Source organism: Arthrobacter sp. 05N428_2 (assembly GCF_056397065.1).
This window is the reverse complement of record NZ_JBFTMR010000001.1, coordinates 304,566-330,976: the sequence shown is the minus strand read 5'-3', so window position 1 is coordinate 330,976 and position 26,411 is coordinate 304,566. Positions and strand designations below refer to the sequence as shown.

The 26,411-nt window shown below is 68.1% G+C and carries 26 protein-coding genes, 1 tRNA gene and 1 riboswitch; of the genes, 16 read left to right on the top strand and 11 right to left on the bottom strand.

Features of this window, described 5'->3' with window-relative positions; all coding sequences use genetic code 11:
- Positions 1-70: 70 nt before the first annotated feature.
- Positions 71-922: a hypothetical protein gene (locus AC1DGI_RS01595; RefSeq protein WP_441401213.1), complete on the bottom strand. Its 852-nt coding sequence runs from the start codon at positions 920-922 to the stop codon at positions 71-73.
- Positions 923-1,165: 243 nt separating this feature from the next.
- Between AC1DGI_RS01595 and AC1DGI_RS01590 the strand changes: the two genes are divergently transcribed.
- The 6 genes from AC1DGI_RS01590 (at position 1,166) to AC1DGI_RS01565 (ending at position 10,454) form a co-directional block, all read left to right on the top strand.
- Entirely contained in the window at positions 1,166-1,906 is a 741-nt protein-coding gene (locus AC1DGI_RS01590; protein ID WP_441401214.1) for a response regulator transcription factor, read from the top strand.
- 3 nt (positions 1,907-1,909) lie between these two features.
- Positions 1,910-3,574 carry a sensor histidine kinase gene (locus tag AC1DGI_RS01585; protein ID WP_476897504.1) on the top strand — a complete coding sequence of 555 codons (1,665 nt, stop codon included), beginning with the start codon at positions 1,910-1,912 and terminating at the stop codon, positions 3,572-3,574.
- A 77-nt stretch (positions 3,575-3,651) separates the two neighbouring features.
- On the top strand, positions 3,652-5,115 hold the full coding sequence (locus AC1DGI_RS01580; RefSeq protein WP_441401218.1) for a bifunctional glycosyltransferase family 2/GtrA family protein: 1,464 nt from the start codon (positions 3,652-3,654) through the stop codon (positions 5,113-5,115).
- On the top strand, positions 5,116-7,158 hold the full coding sequence (locus tag AC1DGI_RS01575) for a glycosyltransferase family 39 protein (RefSeq protein WP_476897503.1): 2,043 nt from the start codon (positions 5,116-5,118) through the stop codon (positions 7,156-7,158). It abuts the gene before it with no gap.
- A 6-nt stretch (positions 7,159-7,164) separates the two neighbouring features.
- Entirely contained in the window at positions 7,165-9,273 is a 2,109-nt protein-coding gene (locus AC1DGI_RS01570) for an ArnT family glycosyltransferase (protein WP_476897502.1), read from the top strand.
- 238 nt (positions 9,274-9,511) lie between these two features.
- Positions 9,512-9,682: riboswitch (cyclic di-AMP (ydaO/yuaA leader) on the top strand.
- Complete coding sequence (locus tag AC1DGI_RS01565) at positions 9,681-10,454, top strand: aggregation-promoting factor C-terminal-like domain-containing protein (protein ID WP_441400868.1); 774 nt, start codon at positions 9,681-9,683, stop codon at positions 10,452-10,454. (Overlaps the previous riboswitch by 2 nt.)
- Positions 10,455-10,564: 110 nt before the next feature.
- Here AC1DGI_RS01565 and AC1DGI_RS01560 read toward each other — a convergent pair whose 3' ends face one another.
- The 3 genes from AC1DGI_RS01560 to AC1DGI_RS01550 all read right to left on the bottom strand — a co-directional run bounded on the left by AC1DGI_RS01560 (position 10,565) and on the right by AC1DGI_RS01550 (position 12,483).
- Entirely contained in the window at positions 10,565-10,942 is a 378-nt protein-coding gene (locus tag AC1DGI_RS01560) for a glyoxalase superfamily protein (protein ID WP_441400870.1), read from the bottom strand.
- A gap of 62 nt (positions 10,943-11,004) precedes the next feature.
- Positions 11,005-11,640 (bottom strand): uracil phosphoribosyltransferase, encoded by a 636-nt coding sequence (gene upp, locus AC1DGI_RS01555; RefSeq protein WP_441400872.1) that lies wholly within the window; start codon positions 11,638-11,640, stop codon positions 11,005-11,007.
- Positions 11,641-11,652: 12 nt separating this feature from the next.
- Positions 11,653-12,483, bottom strand: coding sequence for a phosphatase PAP2 family protein (locus tag AC1DGI_RS01550; protein WP_441400873.1), 831 nt, complete (start codon positions 12,481-12,483; stop codon positions 11,653-11,655).
- An 82-nt stretch (positions 12,484-12,565) separates the two neighbouring features.
- Between AC1DGI_RS01550 and AC1DGI_RS01545 the strand changes: the two genes are divergently transcribed.
- On the top strand, positions 12,566-13,069 hold the full coding sequence (locus AC1DGI_RS01545) for a nucleoside deaminase (protein ID WP_476897501.1): 504 nt from the start codon (positions 12,566-12,568) through the stop codon (positions 13,067-13,069).
- Between the two features lie 18 nt (positions 13,070-13,087).
- On the opposite strand, the gene AC1DGI_RS01540 is transcribed toward AC1DGI_RS01545, so the two are convergent.
- From AC1DGI_RS01540 to AC1DGI_RS01525, 4 genes are read right to left on the bottom strand one after another with little or no spacing between them, the layout of a single operon-like run.
- Positions 13,088-14,338, bottom strand: coding sequence for a DNA glycosylase AlkZ-like family protein (locus tag AC1DGI_RS01540; RefSeq protein WP_476897500.1), 1,251 nt, complete (start codon positions 14,336-14,338; stop codon positions 13,088-13,090).
- Between the two features lie 4 nt (positions 14,339-14,342).
- Positions 14,343-15,542 (bottom strand): glycosyltransferase, encoded by a 1,200-nt coding sequence (locus AC1DGI_RS01535; protein WP_476897499.1) that lies wholly within the window; start codon positions 15,540-15,542, stop codon positions 14,343-14,345.
- A gap of 7 nt (positions 15,543-15,549) precedes the next feature.
- Positions 15,550-15,948, bottom strand: a complete 399-nt coding sequence (locus AC1DGI_RS01530; protein ID WP_476897498.1) for a 6-pyruvoyl trahydropterin synthase family protein — start codon at positions 15,946-15,948, stop codon at positions 15,550-15,552.
- Between the two features lie 3 nt (positions 15,949-15,951).
- Entirely contained in the window at positions 15,952-16,992 is a 1,041-nt protein-coding gene (locus AC1DGI_RS01525) for a zinc-dependent alcohol dehydrogenase (protein WP_476897497.1), read from the bottom strand.
- Positions 16,993-17,140: 148 nt separating this feature from the next.
- On the opposite strand from AC1DGI_RS01525, the gene AC1DGI_RS01520 reads away from it, so the two are divergent.
- Both AC1DGI_RS01520 and AC1DGI_RS01515 read left to right on the top strand, forming a co-directional pair.
- Positions 17,141-17,230: transfer RNA gene (locus AC1DGI_RS01520), tRNA-Ser, on the top strand.
- A gap of 277 nt (positions 17,231-17,507) precedes the next feature.
- On the top strand, positions 17,508-18,452 hold the full coding sequence (locus AC1DGI_RS01515; protein ID WP_476897496.1) for a DUF5655 domain-containing protein: 945 nt from the start codon (positions 17,508-17,510) through the stop codon (positions 18,450-18,452).
- 43 nt (positions 18,453-18,495) lie between these two features.
- On the opposite strand, the gene AC1DGI_RS01510 is transcribed toward AC1DGI_RS01515, so the two are convergent.
- A complete protein-coding gene (locus AC1DGI_RS01510; RefSeq protein WP_476897495.1) occupies positions 18,496-19,131 on the bottom strand; it encodes a hypothetical protein in 636 nt (211 codons plus the stop codon).
- A gap of 485 nt (positions 19,132-19,616) precedes the next feature.
- Here AC1DGI_RS01510 and AC1DGI_RS01505 point away from each other — a divergent pair, with 485 nt between their 5' ends.
- The 3 genes from AC1DGI_RS01505 to AC1DGI_RS01495 all read left to right on the top strand — a co-directional run bounded on the left by AC1DGI_RS01505 (position 19,617) and on the right by AC1DGI_RS01495 (position 22,263).
- The gene (locus tag AC1DGI_RS01505) at positions 19,617-20,420 is read left to right on the top strand and encodes a hypothetical protein (protein WP_476897494.1); all 804 of its coding nucleotides are present in this window, start codon (positions 19,617-19,619) and stop codon (positions 20,418-20,420) included.
- A 147-nt stretch (positions 20,421-20,567) separates the two neighbouring features.
- On the top strand, positions 20,568-21,446 hold the full coding sequence (locus AC1DGI_RS01500) for an aldo/keto reductase (protein WP_476897493.1): 879 nt from the start codon (positions 20,568-20,570) through the stop codon (positions 21,444-21,446).
- Positions 21,447-21,684: 238 nt separating this feature from the next.
- Entirely contained in the window at positions 21,685-22,263 is a 579-nt protein-coding gene (locus tag AC1DGI_RS01495) for a type 1 glutamine amidotransferase domain-containing protein (RefSeq protein ID WP_476897492.1), read from the top strand.
- Positions 22,264-22,359: 96 nt separating this feature from the next.
- On the opposite strand, the gene AC1DGI_RS01490 is transcribed toward AC1DGI_RS01495, so the two are convergent.
- Together AC1DGI_RS01490 and AC1DGI_RS01485 are read right to left on the bottom strand one after the other, a co-directional pair.
- Positions 22,360-23,136 carry a type 1 glutamine amidotransferase domain-containing protein gene (locus AC1DGI_RS01490; protein WP_476897491.1) on the bottom strand — a complete coding sequence of 259 codons (777 nt, stop codon included), beginning with the start codon at positions 23,134-23,136 and terminating at the stop codon, positions 22,360-22,362.
- Positions 23,137-23,243: 107 nt separating this feature from the next.
- Positions 23,244-23,447, bottom strand: a complete 204-nt coding sequence (locus AC1DGI_RS01485; protein WP_441400456.1) for a hypothetical protein — start codon at positions 23,445-23,447, stop codon at positions 23,244-23,246.
- 149 nt (positions 23,448-23,596) lie between these two features.
- Between AC1DGI_RS01485 and AC1DGI_RS01480 the strand changes: the two genes are divergently transcribed.
- From AC1DGI_RS01480 to AC1DGI_RS01465, 4 genes are all read left to right on the top strand, one after another.
- Entirely contained in the window at positions 23,597-24,058 is a 462-nt protein-coding gene (locus AC1DGI_RS01480; RefSeq protein WP_476897490.1) for a GyrI-like domain-containing protein, read from the top strand.
- A gap of 65 nt (positions 24,059-24,123) precedes the next feature.
- On the top strand, positions 24,124-24,726 hold the full coding sequence (locus AC1DGI_RS01475) for a DUF1214 domain-containing protein (protein ID WP_476897489.1): 603 nt from the start codon (positions 24,124-24,126) through the stop codon (positions 24,724-24,726).
- A 1-nt stretch (position 24,727) separates the two neighbouring features.
- Entirely contained in the window at positions 24,728-25,381 is a 654-nt protein-coding gene (locus AC1DGI_RS01470) for a DUF1254 domain-containing protein (protein WP_476897488.1), read from the top strand.
- 131 nt (positions 25,382-25,512) lie between these two features.
- The gene (locus tag AC1DGI_RS01465) at positions 25,513-26,331 is read left to right on the top strand and encodes a pyruvate, water dikinase regulatory protein (RefSeq protein WP_476897487.1); all 819 of its coding nucleotides are present in this window, start codon (positions 25,513-25,515) and stop codon (positions 26,329-26,331) included.
- The last annotated feature ends 80 nt before the right edge of the window (positions 26,332-26,411 follow it).

Below are 26,411 nucleotides of genomic sequence, written 5' to 3'. Positions count from 1 at the left end.
GCCGCCGGGCGGGAAAGCCCGGCGGCGTTCCGCGGTGACAGGTAGTTTCAGGAGGGTAGAGCGAGGGCCGTCAGTTGGATTGGCCGGTGGCGGTGGCGGCCACAACCATGACGGTCGAGGCCGTGTAGTTCGAGCCGTCCTTGGCTGCCACGATCCGCACGGTACCGCCAGCGACGATGTCCGCCACGCTCAACTGGGTGCCCGTGCCGCCGGCCTGCTGGCGCCGCTGCTCCAGGTTGCTCACCACCACATTGCTGCCCAGGCCGTAGCTGCGCGTGAACCCGTCGCTGCTCTTGACCGTGACGGACGTCGCGCTTACCTCGGTCACAGTCCCCAGTTGCTCCGCCATGGTGGTGTAGGTACTCCCTTCGAGGATCACGTATTCGGCGTGCACGGCTGCGGAAAGGCCGCCGCCCATGCCGCCGGCGGTGAAGCCCCCGGGTCCGCCTTGGCCCTGGCCTCGCCCTCCGGCGGAGCCTCCCTGCGGAGAACCGGGCATGCCCTGGGTGCCCATGCCTTGGCCGCCCGGGCCATGGCCGGCCGCCGCTCCGGCGGCGGCGGTGCCGTTGGCTGCCGCCGAGTTGGAGGTGAAGGCATACACCCCGACCCCGGCGCCGATGGCCAAAACTGCTGCCGCGCCGCCGACGGCGAGCCCCCGCTTGAGGGTCCACGGCTTGTCGGCAGAAGGTCCCCGCGAGGCGCCACCAGGCGCGCCCCAGCCGGCGGCGGGCTGCGCGGGGCCGGGCTCGTGGGGGGCATACGGCGCGCCCCAACCGGCGGCCGGCGCCTGCCCGGCATACGGGCCGGGCGCCTGCCCGGGCGTTGGTTCCGCCGCGTAGGGTGCGGTGACGGGCGCCGGCGGGTTCTCGGATCGGGGTTCGGGACCGGGCCGGTTGTCGGCTCCCGGATGCTGGCTGCTCATGGTGTTTCTCCTGTCAGGTACGGATCTGTATTCACCCCAGAGTGCTGGGCAATCCTGTGGCGGGGCTGTGCGCTCCGTCGTCCGTGCCTGTGACGTTCCGCGGAATTTTGAATGCCCGACCTACGCCTTCCCACCCCGGCGTGCGCGCTCCCGGACGGACATCCAGCTGGGTAGTCTGAGATTCACAGGTGCTGCACAGGATCCCCAAAGCCGCGCCTAACCGGCAGATCGGAGAGTCGTCCCATGGCCAATTCGCACTCCCTGACCAACAACCTTCCGCAGCTCACGCATCCGGACGGCTCCCCCATCCGTGCCCTCGTGGTGGACGACGAGCCCAGCCTGTCCGAGCTGATGAGCATGGGCCTGCGAATGGCGGGCTGGTCCGTGGCCGTGGCGGCCGACGGACCCGAAGCAGTCAAGCTGGCCAAGGACTTCCGCCCCGACGTGCTGGTGCTGGACGTCATGCTCCCCGGGTTCGACGGCGTCGAACTCCTCAGCCGGATCCGGGCGTTCGCGCCCGAAGTTCCGGCGCTGTTCCTCACGGCCAAGGACGCCGTCCAGGACCGTATCACCGGCCTGGCCGCCGGCGGCGACGACTATGTCACCAAACCGTTCAGCATGGAAGAGGTCCTGCTCCGCCTGCACCGGCTGGTCCAGCGCTCCGGGGTGGCCGCGATGGACACCGCCGAACTCGTGGTCGGGGATCTGGTGCTCAATGTCGACACCCGCGACGTCACCCGCGCCGGCGAGGAACTGCACCTGACGGCCACCCAGTTCGAGCTGTTGCGCTACCTGATGGAAAACCCCAAACGCGTCATCAGCAAGGCGCAGATCCTGGACCGGGTCTGGGACTATGACTTTGGCGGCCAGGCGAACATCGTGGAACTCTACATTTCCTACCTCCGCAAGAAGATCGAAGCCAACCATGCGCCCATGATCCACACCGTGCGCGGTGCCGGCTACGTCCTGAAACCGGCGGACTGATCCGTGCCCACTCTTTCCGGCGTGACCCCCGCACCAGGGCGCGACTGGCGCAACCCGTCCACGTGGCACCTGCGCACCCGGCTGGTCCTCGTCGCCATGGCGCTGCTCGTGGCCATCTGCGGCGCCGTGGGCGTGTTCAGCTACGTCTCCATGAACGATTTCCTCACCCGGCAGCTTGATGGGCAGCTCAATGAGGCGTCGCACCGCTCGAGCGAGTTCGGCCGGCCCCCATCCGGCGACCCTGCCGGCCGCCCCGACCCGCTCGAAGCCCGGGGGCAGGGCGTTGGCACGCTTAACGCGCGGCTCCTTGCCGGCAGAGTGGCCAGCGCAGGCTTCCTGGCCGGGGACGCAAGCCGCCAGAGCCTCTCCCCCGATGACAACGCCGTCCTGCTGGCGCTCTCCCCGAACGGTGGGCCCGTGGACCGGACCCTCTCAGCCGGCGACTACCGGCTCACAGCCGTGCGGGCCCCCTACGGTGACATCATTGTCACCGGGCTCCCGCTCGCAGACAAGGAAAACACCCTGGCCTCGCTCGTCTGGACCATGGTGGTGGTCTCCGTGGGCGGGCTCGTGCTGATCGGCCTCGCCGGCACAGCCTTGATCCGCCGGACCATGAAACCGCTGGAACAGCTCTCCGAGGTGGCCACCAAGGTCTCCCGCCTCCCGCTGGACGCCGGCGAGGTGGCGCTGGGAGTGCGGGTCCCGGCGTCGGCAGCGCATCCGGGAACCGAGGTGGGCAGCGTCGGCTACGCCCTGAACCAGATGCTGGACAACGTCTCCAACGCCCTCGAGGCACGGCAGGAGAGCGAGATGAAGGTCCGGCAGTTCGTCGCCGATGCCTCGCACGAGCTCCGCACACCGCTCACGGCCATCCGCGGCTACACCGAGCTGATGCGGATGACCGAACACTTCACGCCCGACGGCGAAAAGTCGCTGGCCCGCGTCCAAAGCCAGTCCGTGCGGATGACCACCTTGGTGGAGGACTTGCTGCTGCTGGCGCGCCTGGACGAGGGGCAGGCGCTCAAGGTCAACGACGTCGACCTCACCCAGCTGGCGATCGAAACCGTGAGCGACGAGAAAGTCATGGCCCCGGACCGCATCTGGCAGCTGGAGCTCCCGGACGAACCTGTGGTGGTGCGCGGCGACGCCACCCAGCTCCACCAGGTGCTGGCCAATCTGCTGTCCAATGCCCGCAAGCACACGGAGCCCGGCACGAAGGTGGTCACGGGCGTCATGCGCTCGGCTGACGGCAGCGCCGTCGTCACGGTCACGGACAACGGCACCGGCATTGCCCCGGAATTCATCGGGCGGATCTTCGCCCGCTTCGCGCGGGCCGACGCTGCCCGCACCAACCCGGCGGACGGTCGCACCGCGCTCCCCGCGGTCGCGGCGGCGGGCGCACGGTCCGGGGGCACGACGGCGGCCCCACGTTCGGGCGCCACCACCCGCGGTCGGGCCGGCCGGAGCGCCACCGCGGGAGTTCCGACTTCCGAGGGCACCAGCGGACTGGGCCTGTCCATCGTCCAGTCGATCGTGGAGGCCCACGGCGGGACCGTCGAGGTTTCGTCCCGCCCGGGCCGCACGGAGTTCGCCGTCCGGTTGCCTGCCGCACCGCCCGCGGAACCGGCAGCCGGTCCTTCAGCACCGGCCGGTCCGGCCGGAGCCTAGTCCCTGACTCCCTCTTCCACAGCCAGCACACAGCTTGAGCCCATCGCCCTCATATGGGACGACGGGAGAGTTGAGCTATGACATTCACAGACCAGGCCACAGGAACCCCGCTTCGCTCCACGGCGGCGCCGGCCGGTCAGGCGGCGCCCGCCGCCTCCGGATTGGATCCGACCGGACGCGCCGCGTCCGCGCCGGATTTGGCCGGCGCGCATTCCGCCGCGCTCGGGGTGCCGCTCGGCACGCTGACCCGCAGCGGCGGCCGGCGCTCTGCCGTTGACACCCGAACCGGCACCCCGGTGCTGGACGTCACCATCCCGGTTTTCAACGAGGAACGGGACTTGGAAGCATGCCTGCGCCGGCTCCACGCCTACCTGCGCGACTCTTTCCCGCACCCGTTCCGGATCACCGTGGCGGACAACGCCAGCACCGACGGCACTCTTAAGACCGCCGAGCGCGTGGCCCGCGAGCTCCGCGAAGTGAGCGTGGTCCACATGGCCGAAAAAGGCCGCGGGAACGCGCTGCGCAAGGTCTGGCTCGCGTCGCCGTCGCCGGTCCTGGCGTACATGGACGTGGACTTGTCCACCGATCTGGCGGCGCTCGGCCCGCTCCTCGCCCCGCTGATTTCCGGGCACTCCGACCTGGCGATCGGGACGCGGCTGACCCGCAACTCACGGGTGGTCCGCGGGCCCAAGCGGGAGTTCATCTCGCGCAGCTACAACCTCTTGCTGCACTCCTTCCTGGGCGCACACTTCAGCGACGCGCAGTGCGGGTTCAAGGCGATCCGTGCGGACGTGGCGCGGCAACTGCTCCCCCACACCCTGGACAACGCCTGGTTCTTCGATACCGAGCTCCTGGTCCTGGCCGAGAAGTGCGGGCTGCGGGTCCATGAAGTACCGGTGGACTGGACCGACGACCCGGATTCCAGCGTGGACATCGTCCAGACCGCCCTCGCGGACCTGCGCGGCATGGCCCGGCTGAGCCGCGACCTGGTCTCCGGCCGCATTCCCGTTCCCGAGCTGCGCGCGGCCCTGGCCCGCGGCCCGCTCCCAGCCTCCTCCCGCGGCCAGGAACAAAGTCCGGGCGGTAGCCTCTTCGGGCAGCTCGTCCGCTTCGGCAGCATTGGCGTCGCCTCCACCCTGGCGTACCTGCTGATCTTCCTGCTCTGCCGGGGCATCATGGACCCGCAGCTGGCCAATTTCCTCGCTTTGCTCACCACCGCCGTGGCCAACACCGCGGCCAACCGGCGCTTCACGTTCGGCATCCAGGGCAGCAGCCAGGCGGTCCGCCACCACTTTGAAGGTCTGTTGGTCTTTGGAATCGGACTGGCCCTGACCTCGGGGGCGCTCCTGCTGGTCCACGCATCCGGCGGGACTCCCGACCGTTGGGTGGAACTGGCCATGGTCACCGCAGCCAACCTTGCCGCCACCGCCGTCAAGTTCCTGCTCTTCCGGCTGGTGGTCTTCGGGCGCCGGACCGACTCCGGCCTGCCGGTGCCCGACGCCGCCGACGCTTCGCTCCCCCACACAGAAACGGCCAAGTAAATGACCGCCACCATCAGCCCCACCCCCGGGGCCCAGCCAACGCCCGCCTGGGCACCCGGCACCACCGCGACGGCGGAACGTCCGACCGCGGGCCGCCCGGCAACTCCGCGGCCACCCATTCCCCAGGGACGCCGCGAGCGCCTGCTGTTCGGACCGCAGCCGCGGTGGGTGCGCCCGTCGGCAGCCCTGTTGCTGGGTGTAACCGCGGTGCTGTACCTGTGGAATCTGCAGGCCACCGGCTACGCCAATTCCTTCTACGCGGCGGCGATCCAGGCCGGAACCAAGGACTGGACCGCGTTGCTGTTCGGCTCGCTCGACGCCGGCAACGCCATCACCGTGGACAAGCCTCCGGCGGCGTTCTGGATCCCGGCCCTCGCGGGACGCATCTTCGGCTTCTCGGCACTGAGCATGCTCATCCCCCAGGCACTGATGGGAGTCGCCGGCGTCGGGCTCCTGTACCTGACCGTCAAGCGTGTCTCCGGTCCGGCCGCGGGTCTGCTGGCCGGCGGCGCCTTGGCGTTGACCCCCGTGGCGGCCCTGATGTTCCGGTTCAACAACCCGGATGCCATGCTGACCCTGTGCCTGGTGCTGGCCGCCTACCTCACCACCCGCGCCATCGAGAAGGCCGGCTGGAAATGGCTCGCCGCTGCCGGTGCGGTGATCGGCCTGGCCTTCCTGTCCAAGATGCTGCAGGGCTTCCTGATCGTGCCCGGCCTGGCCCTGGCCTACCTGTGGGCGGCGCCGACCACCCTCGGCCGCCGGCTCCTGCACCTGCTGGGCGCGGCCGCCGGGATCGCCGTCGTGGCGGGCAGCTACGTCGCGTTGTTCCAGCTGACGCCGGCCTCCGCCCGGCCCTACATGGCGGGTTCGCAAACCAACAGCTTCCTGGAACTCACCTTCGGCTACAACGGCCTGGGCCGGATCACCGGATCCGGCGGGGGAATGCCCGGCGGCGGCAACGCCGGCGGCCCGGGCGGCAACGGCAACGCCGGTTTCGGTGGCACGGCCGGGATTGCCCGGATGTTCGGGACGAGTTTCGGCGGCGAAGTGTCCTGGCTGCTGCCGGCTGCGCTGATCCTGCTGCTGGCCGGACTGTGGTTCACCCGGCGCGAGGCCCGCGGCTCGCGGACCCGTGCGGCGCTCCTGCTGTGGGGCGGCTGGCTGGTTGTCACGGCCGGCATCTTCAGCTTCATGAGCGGCACCGTGCACTCGTACTATGCCGTGTCGCTTGCTCCAGCGGTCGCTGCCCTGGTGGGCATCGGCGCCGTCGAGTTGTGGCGCGGCCGGGCGTACTGGCCGGCCCGAATTGTCCTGGCAGTGACGGTGCTGGCCAGCTCGGTCTGGTCCGCCGTCCTGCTGGGCCGCGACCCGGCTTGGCTTCCCGGGCTGCGGGTCCTCGCCGGCGTGCTGGGCGTGCTGGCCGCTGCGGCGCTGCTGCTGCGGGTTGACGGTCTGGCGGCGCTCCCGGCCCGGCTCCGCAAGGCCGCCGCGGCCGGCGTCGTAATCCTTTCCCTGCTGGCCTGCGGGCTGGGAAGCACCGCCTGGACGCTGGCGACCGCGGCCCAGCCGCACTCCGGTTCGATCCCGACATCCGGGCCCACCGGGTCCGCGATGGGCGGCGGTTTCGGGGCAGCCGGCAGGACCGGCGGCGACCGCGTGTTCGGCGGCACCGCCGCGGCCCGGGGCGGCGGAGCGGGCGGGCCGGGCGAGGGAACGGCGTCGCCGGAGCTGACCGCACTGCTGAAGTCCTCCGGTGCCAAATGGTCTGCGATTGTCTCCGGCGCCACCCAGGCGGCGAGCCTGGAACTCGCCAGCGGCACCAGCGTGATCGCGCTCGGCGGCTGGAATGGCGGCGACCCCTACCCGACGCTCGCGCAGTTCCAGGCCATGGTGAGCCGCGGAGATATCGGCTACTTCATCTCCGCCGGCGGCATGGGCGGCTTCGGCGGCCGCGGCGGCAACTCTGAGGTCGCCACCTGGGTCGCTGCCAACTACCAGGCCCAGACCGTCGGCACCGCCACGGTCTACAAGCTGGGGGTCTAGGGCGCCATGACCGACACCCTGAATCCCCGCACCGCGGAGACGCCACACGTGCCAGCCCCGCAGGCCCAGCCCGCGTCCGGCCCGCCGGGCGCGCCTGTCCTGCAGGCACAGCCAGCCGCCGGCGCCCGCGGGTCCGGCGCCCGGCGCCCGCGCCTGCGGCTGGAACTGGCGGCGCTGCTGTTGGGCACTGCCGTGCTGTACCTGTGGAACCTCGGTGCCTCCGGCTGGGCCAACGCCTTCTATTCCGCTGCGGCCCAGGCCGGTTCGCAGGACTGGACGGCCTGGTTCTTTGGCTCTTCCGACGCCGCCAACGCCATCACCGTGGACAAACCGCCGGCGTCGCTGTGGGTGATGGGCCTCTCCGTGCGCCTCTTCGGCCTGAGCTCATGGAGCATCCTGGTCCCGCAGGCCATCATGGGTGTCGGCACCGTCTGGCTGGTCTACGTGGCCGTCCGCCGGGCCGCGGCCCCCGCCACGGCCGACGCCCGGCTGGCGCACCGCGCGGGGCTGCTCGCCGGTGCCGTCATGGCGCTGACCCCGGTGGCCGTGCTGATGTTCCGGTTCAACAACCCGGACGCCCTGCTGGTGCTCCTGATGACCGCGGCCGCCTACGCCGTGCTGCGCTCCATCCAGGACGCGCGCCTGCGCTGGCTCTTGTTGGCCGGGGCGCTCCTGGGCTTTGGCTTCCTCACCAAGCAGTTGCAGGTGCTGCTGGTTGTCCCCGGCTTCGCCCTGGCCTACCTGGTCGCGGCACCGGTCGGGCTGGGCAAACGTCTCCTGCACCTGCTCGCCACGGGCGGGGCGATGACCGTCGCGGCCGGCTGGTGGCTGGCCGCCGTCGAACTCATCCCGGCGGCGGACCGCCCGTACATCGGCGGCTCCCAGAACAACTCCATCCTCGAGCTTACCCTCGGCTACAACGGCCTGGGCCGGCTCAGCGGCGACGAAACCGGGAGCGTGGGCGGCGGCAACGGCTGGGGCACGCCCGGGCTCTTCCGGCTTTTCAACAGCGAGTTCGGCGGCCAGATCGCCTGGCTGCTGCCGGCGGTGCTGCTGCTCGGCGCGGGGCTGCTGTGGCTCGGAAGGCTGGCACCGCGGACCGACGCCGTGCGGGCCTCGGTGATTATCTGGGGCTCCTGGGTGGCGGTCACCGGGCTGACGTTCAGCCTCATGGCCGGGATCATCCACCCGTACTACATGGTGGCGCTGGCGCCCGGGATCGCGGGGCTCGCCGGCCTGGGCGGGGTATTGCTCTGGCAGCGGCGGGACCAGCCCGTGGCCGCCGCGCTGCTCGCCGTCGCTGTCGTGGCGGCCGGGGTCATGGGCGCCGCCCTGCTCGGCCGCACGCCGACCTTCGTGCCTTGGCTGCGCTGGGTGGTCCTGCTGGGCTCGCTCGCCGCGGCCGGCGCGGTGCTGGCCGCGGCGGCGCCAGGCTTCAGGGCGACGGCGCTGAGGCGTGGCGTCCCGGCAGCATCGGGGATCATGACGCGCACGACGGCGGTGCTCGCGGTGGGCGCTGCCCTCGCCGGGCCGCTGGCGTACTCGCTGTCCACCGCGGCGACGGCCCAGAGCGGCTCGATCGTCAGCGCCGGTCCGGCCGTGTCCGGCCGGGGCGGCGCAGGGTTCCCGGCGGTCTTCGGCGGCAACGGCGGGTTTGGCGGCGGCCCCGGAGTGAACTCCAACGGCACGGCGAACGGCGCCGGGCGCGGCCCTGGCGGCGGCGGGCGCGGCCCTGGCGGCGGCGGGGCCGGCGGAATGGGCGGCCTGCTCGGGGCCACCACACCGTCCGCGGCCCTTGTGACGGCGCTGCAGGCAGGCGCCGGCAGCTTCACCTGGGCGGCCGCCGTCGTCGGATCCAACAACGCCGCCGGCTATCAGCTGGCGACGGGACTCCCCGTGATGGCCGTGGGCGGGTTCAACGGCACCGACCCGGCTCCGACGCTCGCGCAGTTCCAGCAGTACGTTGCCGACGGGAAGATCCACTACTTCATCGCCGGCCGCACAATGCAGGGCCAAAGCGGCTCCGACGACGCCGCGCGGATTGCCTCATGGGTGGCGGCCAACTTCGCCGCCCAGACCATCGGCGGGACCACCGTCTACCTGCTGGCCGGGTAGGCGGACGGGCCCCGGCCGCCGTTTCGACGGTTCCGCGCCCGCTCGCTGTTCGGCAGCACAGGGTGGGCACGGAAGCGTCGAAACGGGCCGGGCCGGCGCACTCGGAGGGCACGCGCAGGGCAAGCCGCCACACCGCCGCCTGGACTTGTCGTTACCGAAATGTGACTTCTAGTCGAAAGTCAGGTACCGTTTTAGGGTGCGCCAGTCAATCTGGCCGCACATCCGGACTGACGCCACACTCTGCCGCTTGCCGGATTCCGCTGGACCAGGCAGAGACGGGGGACCCAGTGTTCCCGGGCATCTGCATCCATGCACCCCTTGGGGTTAAGCCGCCACGATGAAATTCCGTGCGGCCGGATTTCGCATCCGAACCCGACAGCTAACTCCGTAGGCGTTGAGAGGCGACAATGACTGACTTTAAGGCACAAACGCGCCCAGAAGGCGCTAAACAGACGTCCGAAGACGACGCCGCGCGCCACCGCGCCGAACCGGCCCAGCGCTCGGCCGTGACCCGGCCCGCTCCCAAAGGCAAGCGTGCCCGCTCCGCCGCCGGCGCCCCGTCCAAAGGCAAGCGCGCCGCCGTCGTAGTCACTGCGTTCGCGGTGCTGCTCGGGGTCGGCGCCGCAGGCCAGGCCTCCGGCGCGGCAACCCACACTGCCGCCGCCCCCAAGGAAGCGTCGCAGCCGGCGCTGGACCTTGAACGTCTCGGCAGCTACACGCCTGCGTCATCCGCCCCGGCCAGCATCCAGGCCAAGCCCGCCGAGATCAGGCCCGCCGAAGCCCCCGCGCCGGCAGTTCCTCCTGCGGCCCCCGCCCCGGCCCCTGCTGCTCCGCCCGCCCCGGCCCCCGCACCGGCGCAGCCGGTCGCCGTCGACGATCCCGCCGGCGCGCAGGCCTATGCCGCCGCGCAGCTGCCGGTCCACGGCTGGGCGGCCAGCGAGATGCAGTGCCTGCAGAAGCTGTGGACCAGGGAGTCCGACTGGAGGACAACCGCCACCAACGCCAGCAGCGGCGCCTACGGTGTGGTTCAGTCCCTGCCGGCCGAAAAGATGGCCAGCGCGGGAGCGGACTACCTGACCAACTACCGGACCCAGATCAACTGGGGCCTGCAGTACGTCCAGCAGCGCTACGGCTCACCGTGCGGTGCCCTGAACTTCCATTACGCGAACAACTGGTACTAAGCCGCACAACCGGCACGGACAGAGACGCGCAGCGAGGCCCTGGATCCACCGGAACCGGGGCCTCTTGCCTGCCTGACGCGGCACCGCCCGGGTGACCGTCGTGCCGGCGGTCAGCCGTTTGGCCGGCCGGGGATGCACTGTACGGCCCACTTATTGCCGTCGGGGTCGGCGAAGTAGACGAACTGCCCCCAGTCCTTGATGTCGACGTCGCTGACGTCCACGCCGTTGTCCTTGAGTTGCCGGTGCGCGGCCTGGATGTCGCTGACCACGAGTTGCAGGCTTGGGGCGGTGCCGGGCGGGGCGTCGATGAGGCCCTCGCCGATCGCGATCGAGCAACCCGAGCCAGTCGGCGTCAGCTGGACGAACCTGATGCCCTCCGAGGGGCGCTCGTCGTAGTCGGCGTTGAAACCGACCTTGTTGACATAAAAGTCTTTGGCTCGGTCCACATCGGACACGGGGACAATTACGAGTTCAAGTTTCCAGTCCATGGGCACAGGCTAGACCCCGACGGCGTCCGCCGGAACCCCGTACCGGCGTGTTGTTCCGGCAGTTAGACCGCGATGCCGTACAGGCGGTCGCCGGCGTCGCCCAGCCCGGGGACAATGTAGGACTTCTCGTTGAGCTTCTCGTCGATCGAGGCCAGCACGATGGTCACGTTGGCGTCCGAGAGCTCCTCTTCCAGCTTGGCCAGGCCCTCCGGGGCGGCCAGAAGGCAGATGCACGTCACGTCCGAGGCGCCGCGCTTGAACAGGAACTTGATCGCCTCGCGCAGCGTGCCGCCCGTGGCCAGCATGGGGTCCAGGACAAAGATCTGGCGGTCCGTGAGGTCCTCCGGGAGGCGCTCGGCATAGGTGATGATGTCCAGGGTCTCTTCATCGCGGGCCATGCCTAGGAAGCCGACCTCGGCGGTGGGGACCAGCTTGGTCATGCCCTCCAGCATGCCGAGCCCGGCGCGCAGGATCGGGACCACCAGCGGGGTGGGCTTGGTGAAGGCGGTGCCGATGGTGGTGCTGACCGGCGTCTCGATGGTCACCGGTTCGGTGCGGACATCCCGGGTTGCCTCGTAGGCCAGGAGCGTGACGAGCTCCTCGGTGAGGTGGCGGAAGACCGGGGACGGGGTGTTCTTGTCCCGCAAGACGGTGAGCTTATGGGCGACCAGCGGGTGGTCCACAACGAGAGTGCGCATGGGTCAAAACTATCACCCGGAGGTCGGCGGACCGCCCGCCGGACCGCGGGTATCGACGTCGGCTGCCCCGCCGGCCGCGAGACCGTCCTGCAGGTGCACCTCGTTGTCGAACGTCGGCGCGGGACCGGCATGTTCGCGGTGCCGCAGCACATGGAAGAGCCGGTGGGCCAGAATCACGATCCCCACCCAGCCAAGCCCCAGCACCCAGCCGATAATCACATCGGTCATCCAGTGGTGGCCCAGAAAGACCCGGCTCATGCCCATCGCAAAAATAAACAGCACCCCGGCCGTGATCAGACCCACCCGGGCCACAGTGCGGTGCACCTGCAGGCAGGCGAGATAGACCACGAGCCCGATCACCACCGTGGTGTTCAGGGTGTGGCCGCTGGGAAAGGACGGCGAGTCCTCATAGGGCGGCACCGCATCGGCGTGGTCCGGCCGCGTCCGGCCGATCAGTTTCTTGCCCACCGCGGTGGCCGTGACCGATACGGCGGCTGCGCCTCCGATCAGGATCAGCGGGCGCCAGGTCCGGGAGACCCAGATCAGCAACGCCGTCAGGATGCTGGCCAGGATCGGCATCCCAATTCCGCCGCCGATGTTGGTGAAGCCGGTGACGAACGAGTCCAGGCCCGGGCTGCGCAGCTGTTCCATGAACGCCAGCGTGGGCTTGTCCAGGTTCGCCAGCCCGGCGGAGTCCACGACGTTGTCATAGACTTCGGCGCTCAGCAGCGCCAGCACCACCACCACCACGCCGCCAATGAGCATCGTGATCCACAAGGCGGCGTAGGGCACCACCCAACGGCCCCAGCGCCGCATCAGCCAACTCTCAGTCCTGGTGCTCATTGCCGTCTCCCGACTTCCAGGTGCGCCCGGCTACGGTGCGCAGTGTGCTTAGGATGCATAGCGTCGAAACTATCATTGAGCCATGACTACCCCGGAGCCACGCCATGCCGAATGGATGGGCCTGGCCCTCGCCGAAGCCCGTCGGGCCCTGGCAACCGCGGACGTGCCGATCGGCGCCGTCGTGATCGGACCGGACGGTTCGGTGCTCGGCGCCGGGCGCAATGAGCGCGAGGCGCTCGGGGACCCGACGGCGCACGCCGAGATGGTGGCCATCCGCGCGGCGGCCGCCCGGCTCCGGGCGCGGCACGCGGTGGAGGGCCAGGGCGACGACGGCTGGCGGCTGGCGGACTGCACCCTGGTGGTCACGCTGGAGCCGTGCGCCATGTGCGCCGGCGCCGTGGTACTGGCCCGCATCCCCCGCGTGGTTTTTGGCGCCTGGGACGAGAAAGCCGGGGCCGCCGGCTCCGTGTTCGACATCCTCCGCGAACGCCGGCTCAACCATTGGGTGGAAGTGTACGCGGGCGTCCGGGAGCAGGAGTGCGGGACCCTGCTCCGGGACTTCTTTGCCGGCCACCGCGGCGGCTGAGGCGTAAATATCGCCGGGCTACCGTTCGGCCGTGGCCGTCGAGGACGCCAGCAGCGCATCGATCCGCTTCTGCCGTGACGCCGGCGAATCCAGGCTGTAGGCACGGAAGTCACCCAGGTCTTCCTTGATCCACGCCTCCACCTCCGCGATCCGCCGGGCCACTGCCGGAGTGGACGTGCCGAAGACCCAGGCAGCGATCCGTTCCCGGGCCCGGTCGTACTGCCACAGCCCGATGATCCGGCCACGGTCCAGGATCGGGTGGTCCGGCAGGTCCGCCTGCAGCGCAAGTGCTCCCAGCGCCGGCTTGTCCTGGTCCTCCTCAGCGAGCAGCTCGGCCGCGTTGCGGCGCAGCAGCACCAGCGAGTCACTCCCGGCGAGCAACTGAATCTGCTCCTCAGCCGGTTCTTCGAATGCGGCCAGCAGCTCGACGTCGTCGGGCAGCATCCAGAGCGGGGCGCCCCCGGCAACCGCTGTAGCGGTGGGAACCTCCACAGCGCCGACGTCGGCGAGCGCGGCCTTGCTCTGCGCGACCGTAAAGCCCGTGAACCACTGCGACTGCTTGAAGGTGGCACCCCCGGTCCAGCCGAGGTAGCGCCGGATCAGCTCGGCGCGCACCTCCTCGTCGCTGAGCTCGCTCGGCCGCAGTCCCCAGGGCTCATATGCGTAGCGCTGCTGGTCCAGCCGGCCGCCGGCGGGGACGCGGCGGATGCGTCCGTCCGCCTGCAGGATGCCCAGCGCGGTGGGCAGCGTGGTGGTGGCGCCCTTTTTCTTGCCCTCCTCGCCAAGGTTGCGCACCGAGTCCCCGAGTTCGTCCTTGAGCCGCCGCGGGTCCAGCGGCGTCCCGGCTTCGGTGAGGGTGTGCAGCACCTGCTCCTCGAGCAGCGCAATTTCGCCGCGCTCCACCCCGAGCCGGCCGACCACCTTGAAGCCGGCCTCGGCTGGCTCCTGTCCCAGCCGAAGCGCCCAGGCGAAGTCGTCCCGGCCCAGCACGTAGGTGCAACCGCGCGCCGTCGGGAGTTCCAGAACCCGGTGGGCCAGGACGTCCGCGTCCACCTGCCCGCGCGGGATGCCGGCCCGGGCGAAAAGTGTGAGGTAGGGGTTGGCGCCGCCCACGGACCGGGCCCAGCCGGCCCCGGCCAACACCTGTTCGGCCGTACTGCCGGCCAGCGATCCGTCCAGGCCCTGCCGGTGCCAGGACCAGGCGCGCAGCCGCTCGGGCGTGAGGCTCTCGGCGGGCGGTAATTGCACGGTTGCGGGCTGGGTCGTCATGGGGTCATTCTCCATCAGCTTCCCCGGCGGCGGTATCGATCCGGACGCTTCGTTTGCCGCGCCGCTCCCCCGGGCCATCGGTTCCGAGGATCGCCAGCACGGCCCGCGCGGTGGCGTCCCAACCGGGAAGGCGCATCCGAGCATTTCGGGCGGCGGCCCGCCACTGGGCGCGCAGCTCCGGTTCGGCAAGCCAGCGGCGAAGCACGGCTGCCAGCGGCGCCGGGTCCCCGGCGAGCGCGACGGCGGTGCCCGGCAGCGGGGCCGCGGCTTCGGGGTGCGCTGACGCAAAGGGTGCGCCGCCGGAGCCCGGTGCGCCGGCGGAGCCCGGTGCGCCGGCGGAGCCCGGGGTGCCGGCGGCGAGGGCCTCCACGGCTCCCGTGCCCTGCCGCACGATCACCGGAACGCCGCGGGCCAAGGATTCGGTGACCACCAGCCCATAGGTTTCGGCCTGCGAAATCAGCAGGCTGAGGTCGGCGGCGGTCCATGCGGCCTCCAGCCCGGCCCCGCTCAGCTCCCCCGGCAGGCTGACGCGCCCGGCCAGGCCGAGGCGTTCCGTCTCCTGCCGGAGCAGGGCGGCGTAGGCGGGGTCTGCGGTGTCCGAGCCGGCCAGGGTTGCCGTCCAGGCCAGGTCGGTGAGCCCGGACAGCGCGCGCAGCAGCAGCAGCTGGTCCTTGTTGGGCAGCAGCGCGGCGAGTGCCAGCAGGTGCGGCGGCTCGGAACCGGGGGCCAGCGGCGCGGGTTCCGTGCCCGGCAGCGCGACCCCGACGCCGCCCGGCTCATCCCTCCCCGGCGTCCTGCGCAGCCTGCACACCTCCGCCGCGGACCCGCGGCTGATGCAGATGACCCCGGCCGCGGCCTGCAGGGCGCGGCGTTGCCGTTCCGGGTGCCCGGCCAGGGGCATGTGCAGCAGGATCCAGGCCGGCACCCCGGCGGCGGCCGCGGCTTCCAGTTCGTCCGGCGCCCCGCAGGCCACCAGGCTGTCCACGATCGTGGCCCGCCCGGCGTCGCCGGGTTCGGTGAGCAGCCGGCCCAGCCGCCGGCGGTCGTCGGGGCTGCCGACCGGCCAGTCGCCGTCGACTGTGCACGACTCCGTCGGCACGCCGAGCGCCGCCAGAGCCCGGGCCAGGGCGGCGTTGTAGGCGTTGCCGCCGGAGTTGTGGCGGACGTTGCCGGGCAGCAAGAGGCGCAGGGCGGTGACCTCCACGGGGCTGCTAGCCGGCGTCGAACTCAAGCGAATAGCTGGCCCAGGCGTCCGGGGTCTCGCGCAGGGTGACGTCGATGCCCGCCAAAGCCTGCCCGTCCTGGCCGCCGCGGATCCTGGCCGCGACGGCGTCCGCGATGTACTGCGCGAGCGCCTCGGTGGTACTCAGCTTGCCGGCGAAGTCCGGGTGCTCGTCGAGGTTTTTGTAGTTCAACTCCGCCAGGATGGCGTCCAGCACGTCGCCGGCTTCGCCGATGTCCAGCACGATCGAATCCTCGTTCAGCGCCCGACGGCGGAAGGTCACCTCGGTGACGAAGGTGGCTCCGTGCAGGCCCTGCGCGGGGCCGAAGGCGGGGCGCGGCAGGCTGTGGGCGATCATGAAATTGCGGCGGACGGTCAGGCTGAACACGGATTACCTCGTGGTTTCTGTTGCTGGGGCGCGGTCTTCGGCTGGAGGGTATTCGATGACGTGGCAGAGCGCGTCCAGGCTGCCGTCGGAGAGTCGATGGACGACGTCGGGCAGCTCACTGAAGGGGGATGTGCCGGTGAGGAAGGTGTCGAAGACCGGGTCGGCCAGCAGCGAGACGGCAAGGTTGAGCCGGTCGGCGTTGGTGCGGCGGTGGCGGCGGGCGCGGGCGACGACGCCAACCTGGCTGGCGCGGATGGAGAGCCGCCGGGCGTGGAAGTCCTCGCCGAGCGGCAGGGTGACGTTGCGGTCCGCGTACCAGGACATCTCGATGATTTCGCCCTCGTCGCCCACCAGTTGCAGGGCGCGTTCGAGGCCTGCCTGGGAGGCGGAGCAGTGGATCACGATGTCGCAGTCCGGCAGCGCGTCGTCGGGGTGGCTGAAGTCAACACCGAGGGTCTCGGCGAAGGCGCGCTTGGCGGGGTCGACGTCGATCAGCTGCAGCCGGCCCAGCGGGAAGGTCCCCAGGAGCTGGGCGACCATGCCGCCGACCAGTCCGGCGCCGATCACGGCGACGCGGTCGCCGAGCCGGGGGCCGGCCTCCCAGAGGGCGTTGACGGCGGTTTCCACGGTGCCGGTCAGGACGGCCCGGCGGGCGGGCACATTGTCCGGAACCTCGGTGAGGGATCCGATCGGGACGACGTAGCGGTCCTGGTGCGGGTGGAGACAGAAGACCGTTTTGCCCAGCCAGTCCGCCGGGCCGTCTTCGACCACACCGACGGAGAGGTAGCCGAACTTCACCGGCGACGGGAAGCTGCCAACCTGGTGCGGGGCGGCCATTTCCTCGGCCACGCATTCCGGGACCCGGGCGTTGTGCACCACGATTTCGGTGCCCTTGCTGATGCCGGAGTAGAGCGAGCGCACGAGGGCTTCGCCGGGGCCGGGCACTGGCAGTTCCTCGCGCCGGAGTTCGCCCTTCTCCAGGCCTACGGTCCAGTATGCGGTTGCGACGGCGGGTGTTTGGCTTGTGTCGTTAGGGTTGCTCATCTTGCTTACGAATCTAGTGCCGCCGGGTGGCTGGGGGAAGTCGCGTGCGCCCGCGGCGTGGCCAGGCGCCCGTTTTGCAGCGTGCGACAGGACGCGGCTCGAGCCCGTTTTGGGGTTCGGTGCCTTGCTCCGGTACCCTATTCAGGTTGGTGACGTGTCCGAGCGGCCGAAGGTGCAACACTCGAAATGTTGTTTGGTGTCAAAGCCAACGTGGGTTCAAATCCCACCGTCACCGCCAATGAAAACCCCCGGGAAACCGGGGGTTTTCTGTATTTCTAGGGCTGTCGTGGTGCATTTTTGGTGCATATTTCGAAGTATCACGGCCGCATCGTGCATCCTCCGCGTGGTAGACATTCGGATCTGAACGCCCTGATCAAAAACGCGAATTAAGCGGAACATCCTCAAAGTTCGTAGACTGCCGGCGCGTTCACCACTCGCTGGGACAGCCAAGGACTAGTTTTTCTCCCCGACGTGGCGAGTACAGGGCCAGGACGAAGGAGTGGAAGAGTTGGGTCGTGACCGATCTCAAACTGTTCCGCATAGATGGCGGCCGAGCCTCCGAGCTCACATCCCGCAGCTTCGCCCTTGAAAGAAATCTCCAGACCCTTATTGAGGAGAACATGGAGGTCACCTTCGGGGTCAGGTATCTCGCCAGCGAGTACACGACAGGCAAGGTCCACCGCGGCCGCATTGACTCGCTGGGCCTGGACGAGAACGGCTCGCCCGTGATCTTCGAGTACAAGCGGACGTCCACTGAGAACGTCATCAATCAGGGGCTCTTCTATCTGGACTGGCTCATGGACCACAAGGCAGAATTTCAGATCCTTGTCGCCTCCCGGCTGGGTGCCGCGACAGCGGAGAACATCGACTGGTCTGCACCACGGCTGATCTGCGTCGCGAACGACTTCACGCGTTATGACGAATATGCAGTCCGGCAGATCGATCGGAATGTTGAACTTGTCCGATACCGGGACTTCGGTTCCGACCTTCTGGCCATTGAACTGGTCACGTCAGTTTCGACAGAGACAACGGCTACCACGCGAAAAGCATCCTCCATCTCTGCGTCTGCTGCCCAGGCGGCACCAGGGAAGAAATCGTCACGGGCCAAAACGGTTACCGAGCTGCTCGCGTTGGCAGATCTTGAGTTGGCGTCCCTCTACGAGAAGTTCGAGACGTTTGCGTTGTCGCTGGGTGATGACGTCGTGAAGAACGAACGCTCTCTCTACTTCGCCTTCCGCCGGCTGAAGAATTTCGCCTGCGTGGAAGTCCACCCGACATCAAAGAACTTGCTGGTGTACCTGAAGCTCCCCCCGGCGTCAGTGGAGCTGGTGGAGGGTTTCAGCCGGGACGTTAGCAAGATCGGACACTTCGGGACGGGCGATCTTGAACTGAGGATAAGTTCAACCGCCAACTGGCCGCTGGTTGAGGAACTGACCCGTCAGGCCTACGCTGCCAACTGAGCGGCTGCCAGCGACCGCACTCGGTGTGCAGCGCGTACCGCTCTCAAATCGGGTTGCCATTCCCGAACAGCTCGAAGGCCAGAGGGGTGGAGTCAGCATCCTTCAGCGCTTCAAGGACAAGCCGCCGGTATTTGTCGGGGCTGTTCCCGTGGACACGACCGTTTGCTGCCGAATAGTGGGGCACCGGGACCCAACGAATTCTAGGGAGGCCCAGCGCGGCCGCGAGGACAGGCTCATGCTTCTTGAAGGCCTTCGCGGTTTTTGTGCCGATCACAATAACCAACGGATCGATGGTTCCCAAGGCCCGGAACTGCTCCACCAGCTCCACGACGTCGCGTTGGATGGTCTCGGCGCTAAGATCGAGCGTGTTCGACTTTGAGTTGACCTCGGTGAGCAGGTCGGTCATGTAGGCACCCCAGTGTGGGGTATCGCGAAACGCCTCAGCGAGGAAGTGATCGTTGTGCCGCGGTGACGTGTGAAAGTTCTGCCACGGCCTGCGCTCGACAGAGGACTCCCCGGGGTTCAGGCCAAGAATGATGCAGCGGGCGTGCAGTACCCCATCAAAATCTCCGACAGGGAAGGAGATGTCGCTGGTCCGGGCGTACGACTCGGACGGCGGCCACACCGCCCACGACGCCGTCATCTCATAGGGGGTCATGGTCTTCAGCAGCGATGTCACGGACCAGATTATTGCATCGGATCGTCCTAGGTCTTCGCACCCTCATCCGGCGTGGGTCAGTTGCGCGGGCTCGCGAGTCACAGTTCGACCCGTTGAGCCCTATCCGGGAAAGGCACGGACATAACCGAAACCAAGGGCGCGGTTCACCGCATCAAGGTCCAGAAAACCAGGGCTGTCAGGTTCATCGGTGCCGGCGACGTCGACGCCCCTTGCACTGCCTCGCGTGATCCGCGTGGGCAGAGTCAGCAGGGACGTCCCTTGAGCTCGCCGTCGAGGACGGTGAAGCGCGTAGCGTGAGGCTCTCCAAGGCCCCGGGATGGATCGGCCCTCTGCGTACCATGTGTGCGGCAGCTCGGACCGGTGTGCCCGTGCCTGCTGGTGATCAGACACACAGCAATCATCTGGTGGCACCGGCCCGGCCCTAGACTAGCTCCAGCCCGAGAGTCGGGCGTGAGTAATCGCGAGATGGGGTTTCCATGGTCCCCGTGATGTGCCCGTTGGACACTGGCCACGAGGACGTCAAGGTGCTCGAAGTGCTCCCCGACGGTCGCCAGAAGACCCGATGCCCGGACTGCGACTACGTATGCGTGCACGCGGAGGCCCGGCTGGGCTTTGCGCCTGTGACCGCACAGCCGCCCCCTCGTCCCATGCCGACGGCGGACCAGGCGTCCCCCGAGTTGATGGCACGCGCCGAGCGCCTCAAGCCAGCATTCCTGAGCCAGGAGCACGCCGGGCTCGATCCGCGCGTGCCGACCTTTTGGGCAAAGTACCGGCACATCTTCAGCGAAGAGGGCCTTCCCGCCGCTGACCCCGCTGACTTGCGTGCATTCGGGAAGGACACCAGCGGTTCCAACCTCGGGATCCAGTCCACCTTCCTTACCGCTTTCGACGAGAAGCCCGGGTATGGCGCAGCCCAGGTCCGGCAGGTGGTGGACTACCTGCTGCGCGGGACCGGCAAGCCTCTGGAGGACCGGCTCACCGACTTGATCAACGGGAAGCTCAGCTTCTCGTTCCCGGGATTCAAGGAACTGCTGCTCTCGAAGGTGCTCTCGGTCGTGTACCCCAAGCGGTTCCTGACCCTCCTGACCTATGAGCAGAAATCGATCGCGGCCAGGGATGTCTACGGCCTCGACCTGCCGCCCTACGATCGCGCTAGGATCGGCCACCAGATCGTGCAGAGCAATGACTTGCTCGCAGGGCTCGCCGGCGACGGCTTCGTTCACCGCCCGCACGCGGGCGAGTTCCTGTGGTGGGCCCAGCTGCAGCCTACGGGGGAGGAACTGAGGTGAGCTATCGAAGGGTTCAGTAATTCCGAAATCTGCCGACGATCTCAATACGAGGGCGGCATCGACGGGGGCCGTCTTCGCGCCGTTACTGCGCGACGACGGTGAAATGTATATGAGGGCGCGGGCGGTTATGAGATGAGGAGTGAGGGCATGCTGGAGCGAAGGACATTTGGGGACACTGGTTTGGAGGTCTCCATCGTGGGGCTAGGTGCCGGCCAAATTGGCGAGAGCGATGTCACCGAGGCCGAAGCCGCCGAGGTGCTCAACGGGGCATTGGATCTGGGCGTGACGTTGATCGATACCGCCGCCAGCTACGGGTTGAGCGAAGAGCGTATCGGTCGGCACCTCGGCGGACGCCGGGACGAGTTCGTGCTGTCCACCAAGGGTGGCCCGAAGATCGACGGTCAACGGGATTGGTCGCCGGAGGGCGTGTTGGCAAGTATTGAGCGTTCCTTACGGTTGACCCGGTCGGAACGGATCGACATCTTTTATCTGCACTCCTGCCCGCTTGAGATTCTGCGGCGAGGAGACCTGCAGGACACCCTGGATGAGGCAGTCGCGGCCGGCAAGATTGGCGTCGCCGGCTACAGCGGAGACAACGAGCCGCTCGCATTCGCTGTCGATTCCGGCCGGTTCGGTGCCATTGAAACGAGCGTCAACATCGCTGATCAGTGGAATCTGCGAAATGTTCTGCGCCGGCGGCCCGAACTGGGAGTGATCGCCAAGCGCCCGATCGCGAACGCGCCGTGGCGGTTCCTCGAGCGACCGAGCGGGAACTACGCTGAACTCTATTGGGAACGGCTTCAGGCACTCCAACTGGACCCGGCAGACCTGGATTGGACAGAGTTCGCCCTGCGTTTCACGGTGTACGCGCCCGGTGTGCACACCGCAATTGCCGGCACGGCCAAACTGGCCCACCTGCGCTCGAACATCACAGCGGCCAGCAACGGCCCGCTTCCGGCTGCGGCTTTGGAAGGCATCGACCGGGCCTGGCGCGACGTCGGCTCCGACTGGCCGGCTTCGACCTAAACGGACACGGCACCGACGGCGCCTCCAAACCCTCCATTTGGTGGACCCGTCCTGTTCTGCGTCCGTAGGATTCCGCATGGCACTGTCAGTCGGCGATGGCTGCTTCGGGCGTGGTTGCTCCAAAAACTATCCGACCCAAAGCTTCAGGCGGCCCCTCCACTTCCGTCCTCGGCCACGACGAAAACCCATCTGGAAAATCGCACTGCGGCCCCGTTGACGCCGCGCCTAGAATGGCGGTATGGCAGTCCCGGAATATGGCAAAGTCCCGCCGGCCGTCAATGGCGGCGCTGGAAAAGCTCTGGTCCTCTCCGCAGACAAATTTGAAGATCTGGAATTGTACGTTCCGCTCTTCCGCCTCGTCGAAGCCGGGTGGAGAGTCGACATCGCCGCCCCGGAAGAGGGCAAGATTACCGGCGAGAGTAACTGGTACTACGTCTTCGCAGAAAAGCGCATCGACCAGATCGATCCTGACGAGTACGACCTTCTCGTCTTGCCCGGCGGCAAACCGGACGGTGCACCCACGACGGTTCGGAACAACGTTCACGCGGTGGAAATCGCACGCTCATTCTTTACCGCCAACAAACCCGTGGCCGCAATCTGTCATGGACCTTATCTCTTGGTTTCTGCGGACCTTGTGAAGGGTCGGCGGCTCACCTCGTACTGGGGAGACGGCGTGCCCGACGAAATCACCCAGGCCGGCGGCACCTGGGAAGATGCGGACGTCGTAGTCGATGGGAATCTCGTCACCTCGCGATGGCCGATGGACCTAGCCGCGTTCTCGCGGGAAATGATGAAATTGGTGGCCGGCCGCGCCTGACTGGTTGCGGGGCAGCCACCGAGGGGCCGTGGCTACCCGTACGCCAACTGGCGGCCGCCCGCTGGGGCGGCCGCCAGTTTCAGCACGTTGCGGACGTTAGTGCTCCGCTTCTGCGGCAGCCTTTTTAGCGTCTTTCTCGGCGTCCTTCTCGACGCGCACAGCTTCCGCCTCGTGCTGCTCCTCGGCCTTTTCCCGGTGGATGACCTCCGCGAAGAGCTTCTCCATCTCCTTCGCCACGCCGGCGGCAGAGGCCGGGTTCTGTCCGGTCACCAGCCGGCCGTCAACCACGACCTTCTCCTCAAAGACATCGGCGGAGACGTGGGTGGCGCCCTGTTCTTCAAGCCGGTCGGCCAAGAAGAACGGAATGACCTTGTCCTTCCCGGCGGCAACCTCCTCGTCGTTGGTGAAGGCGGCCACCTTGCGGCCCTCGACGAGGCGAAGCCCGTTCTCCAATTCCACCTTCAGCAGGCCAGCCGGTCCGTGGCAGACCGCACCCACCAGGCCGCCGGCGTTGTAGACGCTGGCCACGAGCTTTTGCAGGCCTTCGCTGTCCGGGAAGTCCCACATGGTGCCGTGCCCACCCACCAGGTAGACGGCGTCGTACTGATCGGGATCAACGACGTCGACGCGGGCAGTGTTGTAGAGGCCAGCCCGTGTGGTCTCGTCCTCCGTGAAGGCGACCTGGATAGGGTCCGATTGGTCCACCTCGTCGCGCGGGGGCTGGCCGCCCTGGATGGACGCGAAGTCGACGAAGTGCCCGGAATCTTTGAAAACCTTCCAGGGATGGGCAGCTTCGGCCACGTTATAGCCGGTCTTCTCTCCCGTATCGCCGATCTCGGAAACGCTGGTCAGTACCATGAGAATTTTCTTCATGAAGTGCTCCTTTCGTCCGGCTTCCACCCTACGCCCCGCCCTAGTCAGGGCCGCTTCCTTTCGCCGTCGGCAGACCGGCCACGAGGGTCCGGGGGCCCCAGGTCCCGCTACCCGGCCGGGCTGGCAACGTCCTCCAGCACCGACCGGTCGAAGAAGCGGATCTCGCCGGTGTCCGGGAAAAACACCGGAACCACGGAGGTGCTCGGGTCCTTCGAGGTCTCGTAGATTTCGGGCGCACCGCCGTGCCTGCGCGCAATCGTGCCGACCAGGTCCGTGCCGCGGACCTTGACGGTCCGGTATTTATAGCTCATCGGGTCTCCTTTAGTGACGTGGGACACAGCCTACCCCCGAACCCCGGCAGGCCCGGGGGCGCCGACCCTGGCAGGGACTGAGGGAATCCGTCTCGGTGCGGGCCGCTCGAAACGAAGTCCGCCGGCCCCCTGCGATGTACTATCGCGGCATGACCGTGCTCGTCGACGTGCAGATTGTTCGCCCTCGCACGCTGGCCGCCGTCCGCCGCGAGGTCGCACCCGCTGAAGTCGGCTCGGCATGGGGGCCTGCGGTGGGCAAGGTCTGGGACTTCATTCGCAGCCAACCGGGTCTGTGGACGGAAGGCCACAACATCTTCGTCTATCACCACTCGAACGTGCCGGACGCGCCCATTCTGTGCGAATTCGGCGTCGAAGTCACCTGCACCTTTGAAACGGTGGCCGACGTGTATGCGACCGAAACGCCTGGGGGCGAGGCCGCAGTGGCAGTCCACCGTGGGCCATACCATCGCTTGAACGAGGCATACGCCGCGATCACCGAGTGGATGGCGGCGAATCGAAGGGAGGCCGCCGGGCTGTGCTGGGAAATCTACGGAGATCCGACACCCGATCCGGCCCTCACGGAAACGACGGTCGTGCAGTTGCTGAAGTAGGAGCCGGTGACAGCCGTCCGGCGGGGACCGGCACACGGCGCTCAGTGCGGTGGTAGTTTGCGGTTATGGTCAACGCCCTCGCATGGTTCTCGCAGTCCGGTGTCGTGCAGGGGCTGCTTCTCGGTGCCGTGCTTGCGTTCTTGACGGCGATCCTCGTGATGAATGCCGTTGGCCGGACGATCACGACCACTGCCAACGGCTGGAATGCCATCCCTAAATGCGGCCAGCCCGGCAACGGAGTCCTCGTGCGGGCCGCCTGCGCCAAGGCCCTCCCCCTCGTCAACGTGTTTGAGGAGGCCGCGTACTGGACGACCACCGTGGATGGCTCAGGGCAAACGCTCAGCGGCGGCCACGTATACACCCTGCATTTTCCTCCCGGAAAACTCCCCCCGAATGAGGCCTTCTGGTCGCTCACTCCGACCGATGTCGCCGGGTACATGGTGACGCATCCGAGTCATCGACAGAGCGTTGGTGACCGTTCACCCCTTCTGCAGAACGCCGACGGTTCGGTCGATATCCACCTCCAACATCAGGCTCCGAACGGGCACGGGCAGAACTGGCTGCCGACACCTTCCGGGAAGTTCAAGCTGATGTTCCGTGTGTATCTGCCCGGCCCCGCAATCCTCGACGGCACGTACCAATTGCCGCCCGTTGTCAGGGCCCAGTGATATGAACCGCCTCGTCCTGACGTACGCGCGTCCCCTCACAGCCGTCATCCTGGCGGTCTTCGTTTGGGTCATCTACCGGCGGATCGCCAGCGGGGGCGAGATCATTCCACTCGCCACAGCGGCACTCATCGTCTGGGGGCTGGGCGCACCGGCTTTCCTTTACTTCTGGCCGCGTATCACGGTCACGGGATACAAGCGGGCGATTCTCAGGCATGGGTTCGGGGACGGCCCGATCCCCGTCAACACGCTCTATGCAGTGCCCGGCACCTCGTCCCCTTCCGCGTCGCGCGGGAGCCTGATGGCAACCGGAGCCGACGATCTGCTCTACGTCGGCGGTTGGCTCGACTTGAGCCTGGGGCCACAGGTTCTGCACGTTCCGGACATGGCCGGCCGCTACTTCAGTCTGCAGTTCACCGACCCACTGACGAGCAGCAATTTTGCGTACGTCGGCAAACGGACCACCGGAACCAAGGCCGGCGAGTATGTCCTCAGCGGGCCCGGCTGGGAGGGAACCGTACCGAACGGCATGACGCAGATTTCTTCGCCCACCGATTCCGCGCTCGTCATTGGCCGGGTCCTCGTCGAGAGCGGCAGCGATCTTCCGACCGCCTACGCGCTTGCGAAACAGATGCGTCTCGCGGCGTTGCAACAATAGCGCGGGGGTGAACCAGCCCGGATCCGCAGCGTGCAGGATGGACGCAAAGCGAAGCGGAAAATAGCGATTCGCGGCGCCCGGGATGTGCGTCATGGATGAACACCCGGGCCGCCGTGGGGCACAATTCGTTCATGACCAATGACGCTCCCCGCCCGGTCTACTTCCTCTCGGACAGCACGGGCATCACCGCGGAAACGCTCGGCAATACGTTGCTGACGCAGTTCCCCGGGAACGATTTCGACCGCATCACCATCCCTTTCATCACCAGCGTCGACCAGGCCCGCAAGGTCGTGAACACCATCGACGGAATGGCCGCGCATGGCCTGCAGCCGATCGTCTTCTCCACCGCCGTCGGCAGCGATATCCGCCAGACGCTGGGCACCTGCCACGGGATCATGGTGGACCTCATCGGGACCCACGTGGGCCAGCTGGAGCAAGCCTTCGGCGCCCAGGCCAGCGGGGAACCGGGCCGGGCGCACGGACTCGGTAACGCCGCCCGCTACCAGTCCCGGATGGCCGCCGTCGAATACGCCATGGAGCACGACGACGGCGCGAGCCTGCGGGCGCTCGAAAAGGCCCAGGTCATCCTGGTGGCCCCGTCACGCTGCGGCAAAACGCCCACCACCATGTACCTGGCCCTTCAGCACGGCATCTTCGCCGCCAACTTCCCGCTGGTGGACGAGGACTTTGAGCGCGAAGGGCTCCCCAAACCGCTGCGGCCGTTCGTTTCGAAATGTTTCGGCCTCACCACCAATCCCCTGCGCCTGAGCCAGGTCCGCACCGAGCGCCGCCGCGGCTCGCCCTACGCCTCGTTGCGGCAGTGCGGATTCGAGCTGCGCAGCGCCGAGCGTTTATACGTCTCACACGGGATTCCGTACCTGAACTCGGCCAGCGTGTCAGTAGAGGAAATGTCCGCCACCATCCTGCAACAGATGAAGCTCAAGCATTAGAGAAAACTTTCACAAACTTAGTGCGGCGTACGCCATGTGGAAACCCGGGCGCAGACCTGTCAAGGTAAACAGGAATTGCG

Coding starts and splice junctions, on each gene's coding strand:
- AC1DGI_RS01595 (WP_441401213.1), bottom strand. CDS start 922: ATGAGCAGCCAGCATCCGGGAGCCGACAACCGGCCCGGTCCCGAACCC.
- AC1DGI_RS01590 (WP_441401214.1), top strand. CDS start 1,166: ATGGCCAATTCGCACTCCCTGACCAACAACCTTCCGCAGCTCACGCAT.
- AC1DGI_RS01580 (WP_441401218.1), top strand. CDS start 3,652: ATGACATTCACAGACCAGGCCACAGGAACCCCGCTTCGCTCCACGGCG.
- AC1DGI_RS01575 (WP_476897503.1), top strand. CDS start 5,116: ATGACCGCCACCATCAGCCCCACCCCCGGGGCCCAGCCAACGCCCGCC.
- AC1DGI_RS01570 (WP_476897502.1), top strand. CDS start 7,165: ATGACCGACACCCTGAATCCCCGCACCGCGGAGACGCCACACGTGCCA.
- AC1DGI_RS01565 (WP_441400868.1), top strand. CDS start 9,681: ATGACTGACTTTAAGGCACAAACGCGCCCAGAAGGCGCTAAACAGACG.
- AC1DGI_RS01560 (WP_441400870.1), bottom strand. CDS start 10,942: ATGGACTGGAAACTTGAACTCGTAATTGTCCCCGTGTCCGATGTGGAC.
- upp (WP_441400872.1), bottom strand. CDS start 11,640: ATGCGCACTCTCGTTGTGGACCACCCGCTGGTCGCCCATAAGCTCACC.
- AC1DGI_RS01550 (WP_441400873.1), bottom strand. CDS start 12,483: ATGAGCACCAGGACTGAGAGTTGGCTGATGCGGCGCTGGGGCCGTTGG.
- AC1DGI_RS01545 (WP_476897501.1), top strand. CDS start 12,566: ATGACTACCCCGGAGCCACGCCATGCCGAATGGATGGGCCTGGCCCTC.
- AC1DGI_RS01540 (WP_476897500.1), bottom strand. CDS start 14,338: ATGACGACCCAGCCCGCAACCGTGCAATTACCGCCCGCCGAGAGCCTC.
- AC1DGI_RS01525 (WP_476897497.1), bottom strand. CDS start 16,992: ATGAGCAACCCTAACGACACAAGCCAAACACCCGCCGTCGCAACCGCA.
- AC1DGI_RS01500 (WP_476897493.1), top strand. CDS start 20,568: ATGCTGGAGCGAAGGACATTTGGGGACACTGGTTTGGAGGTCTCCATC.
- AC1DGI_RS01495 (WP_476897492.1), top strand. CDS start 21,685: ATGGCAGTCCCGGAATATGGCAAAGTCCCGCCGGCCGTCAATGGCGGC.
- AC1DGI_RS01490 (WP_476897491.1), bottom strand. CDS start 23,136: ATGAAGAAAATTCTCATGGTACTGACCAGCGTTTCCGAGATCGGCGAT.
- AC1DGI_RS01485 (WP_441400456.1), bottom strand. CDS start 23,447: ATGAGCTATAAATACCGGACCGTCAAGGTCCGCGGCACGGACCTGGTC.
- AC1DGI_RS01480 (WP_476897490.1), top strand. CDS start 23,597: ATGACCGTGCTCGTCGACGTGCAGATTGTTCGCCCTCGCACGCTGGCC.
- AC1DGI_RS01475 (WP_476897489.1), top strand. CDS start 24,124: ATGGTCAACGCCCTCGCATGGTTCTCGCAGTCCGGTGTCGTGCAGGGG.
- AC1DGI_RS01470 (WP_476897488.1), top strand. CDS start 24,728: ATGAACCGCCTCGTCCTGACGTACGCGCGTCCCCTCACAGCCGTCATC.
- AC1DGI_RS01465 (WP_476897487.1), top strand. CDS start 25,513: ATGACCAATGACGCTCCCCGCCCGGTCTACTTCCTCTCGGACAGCACG.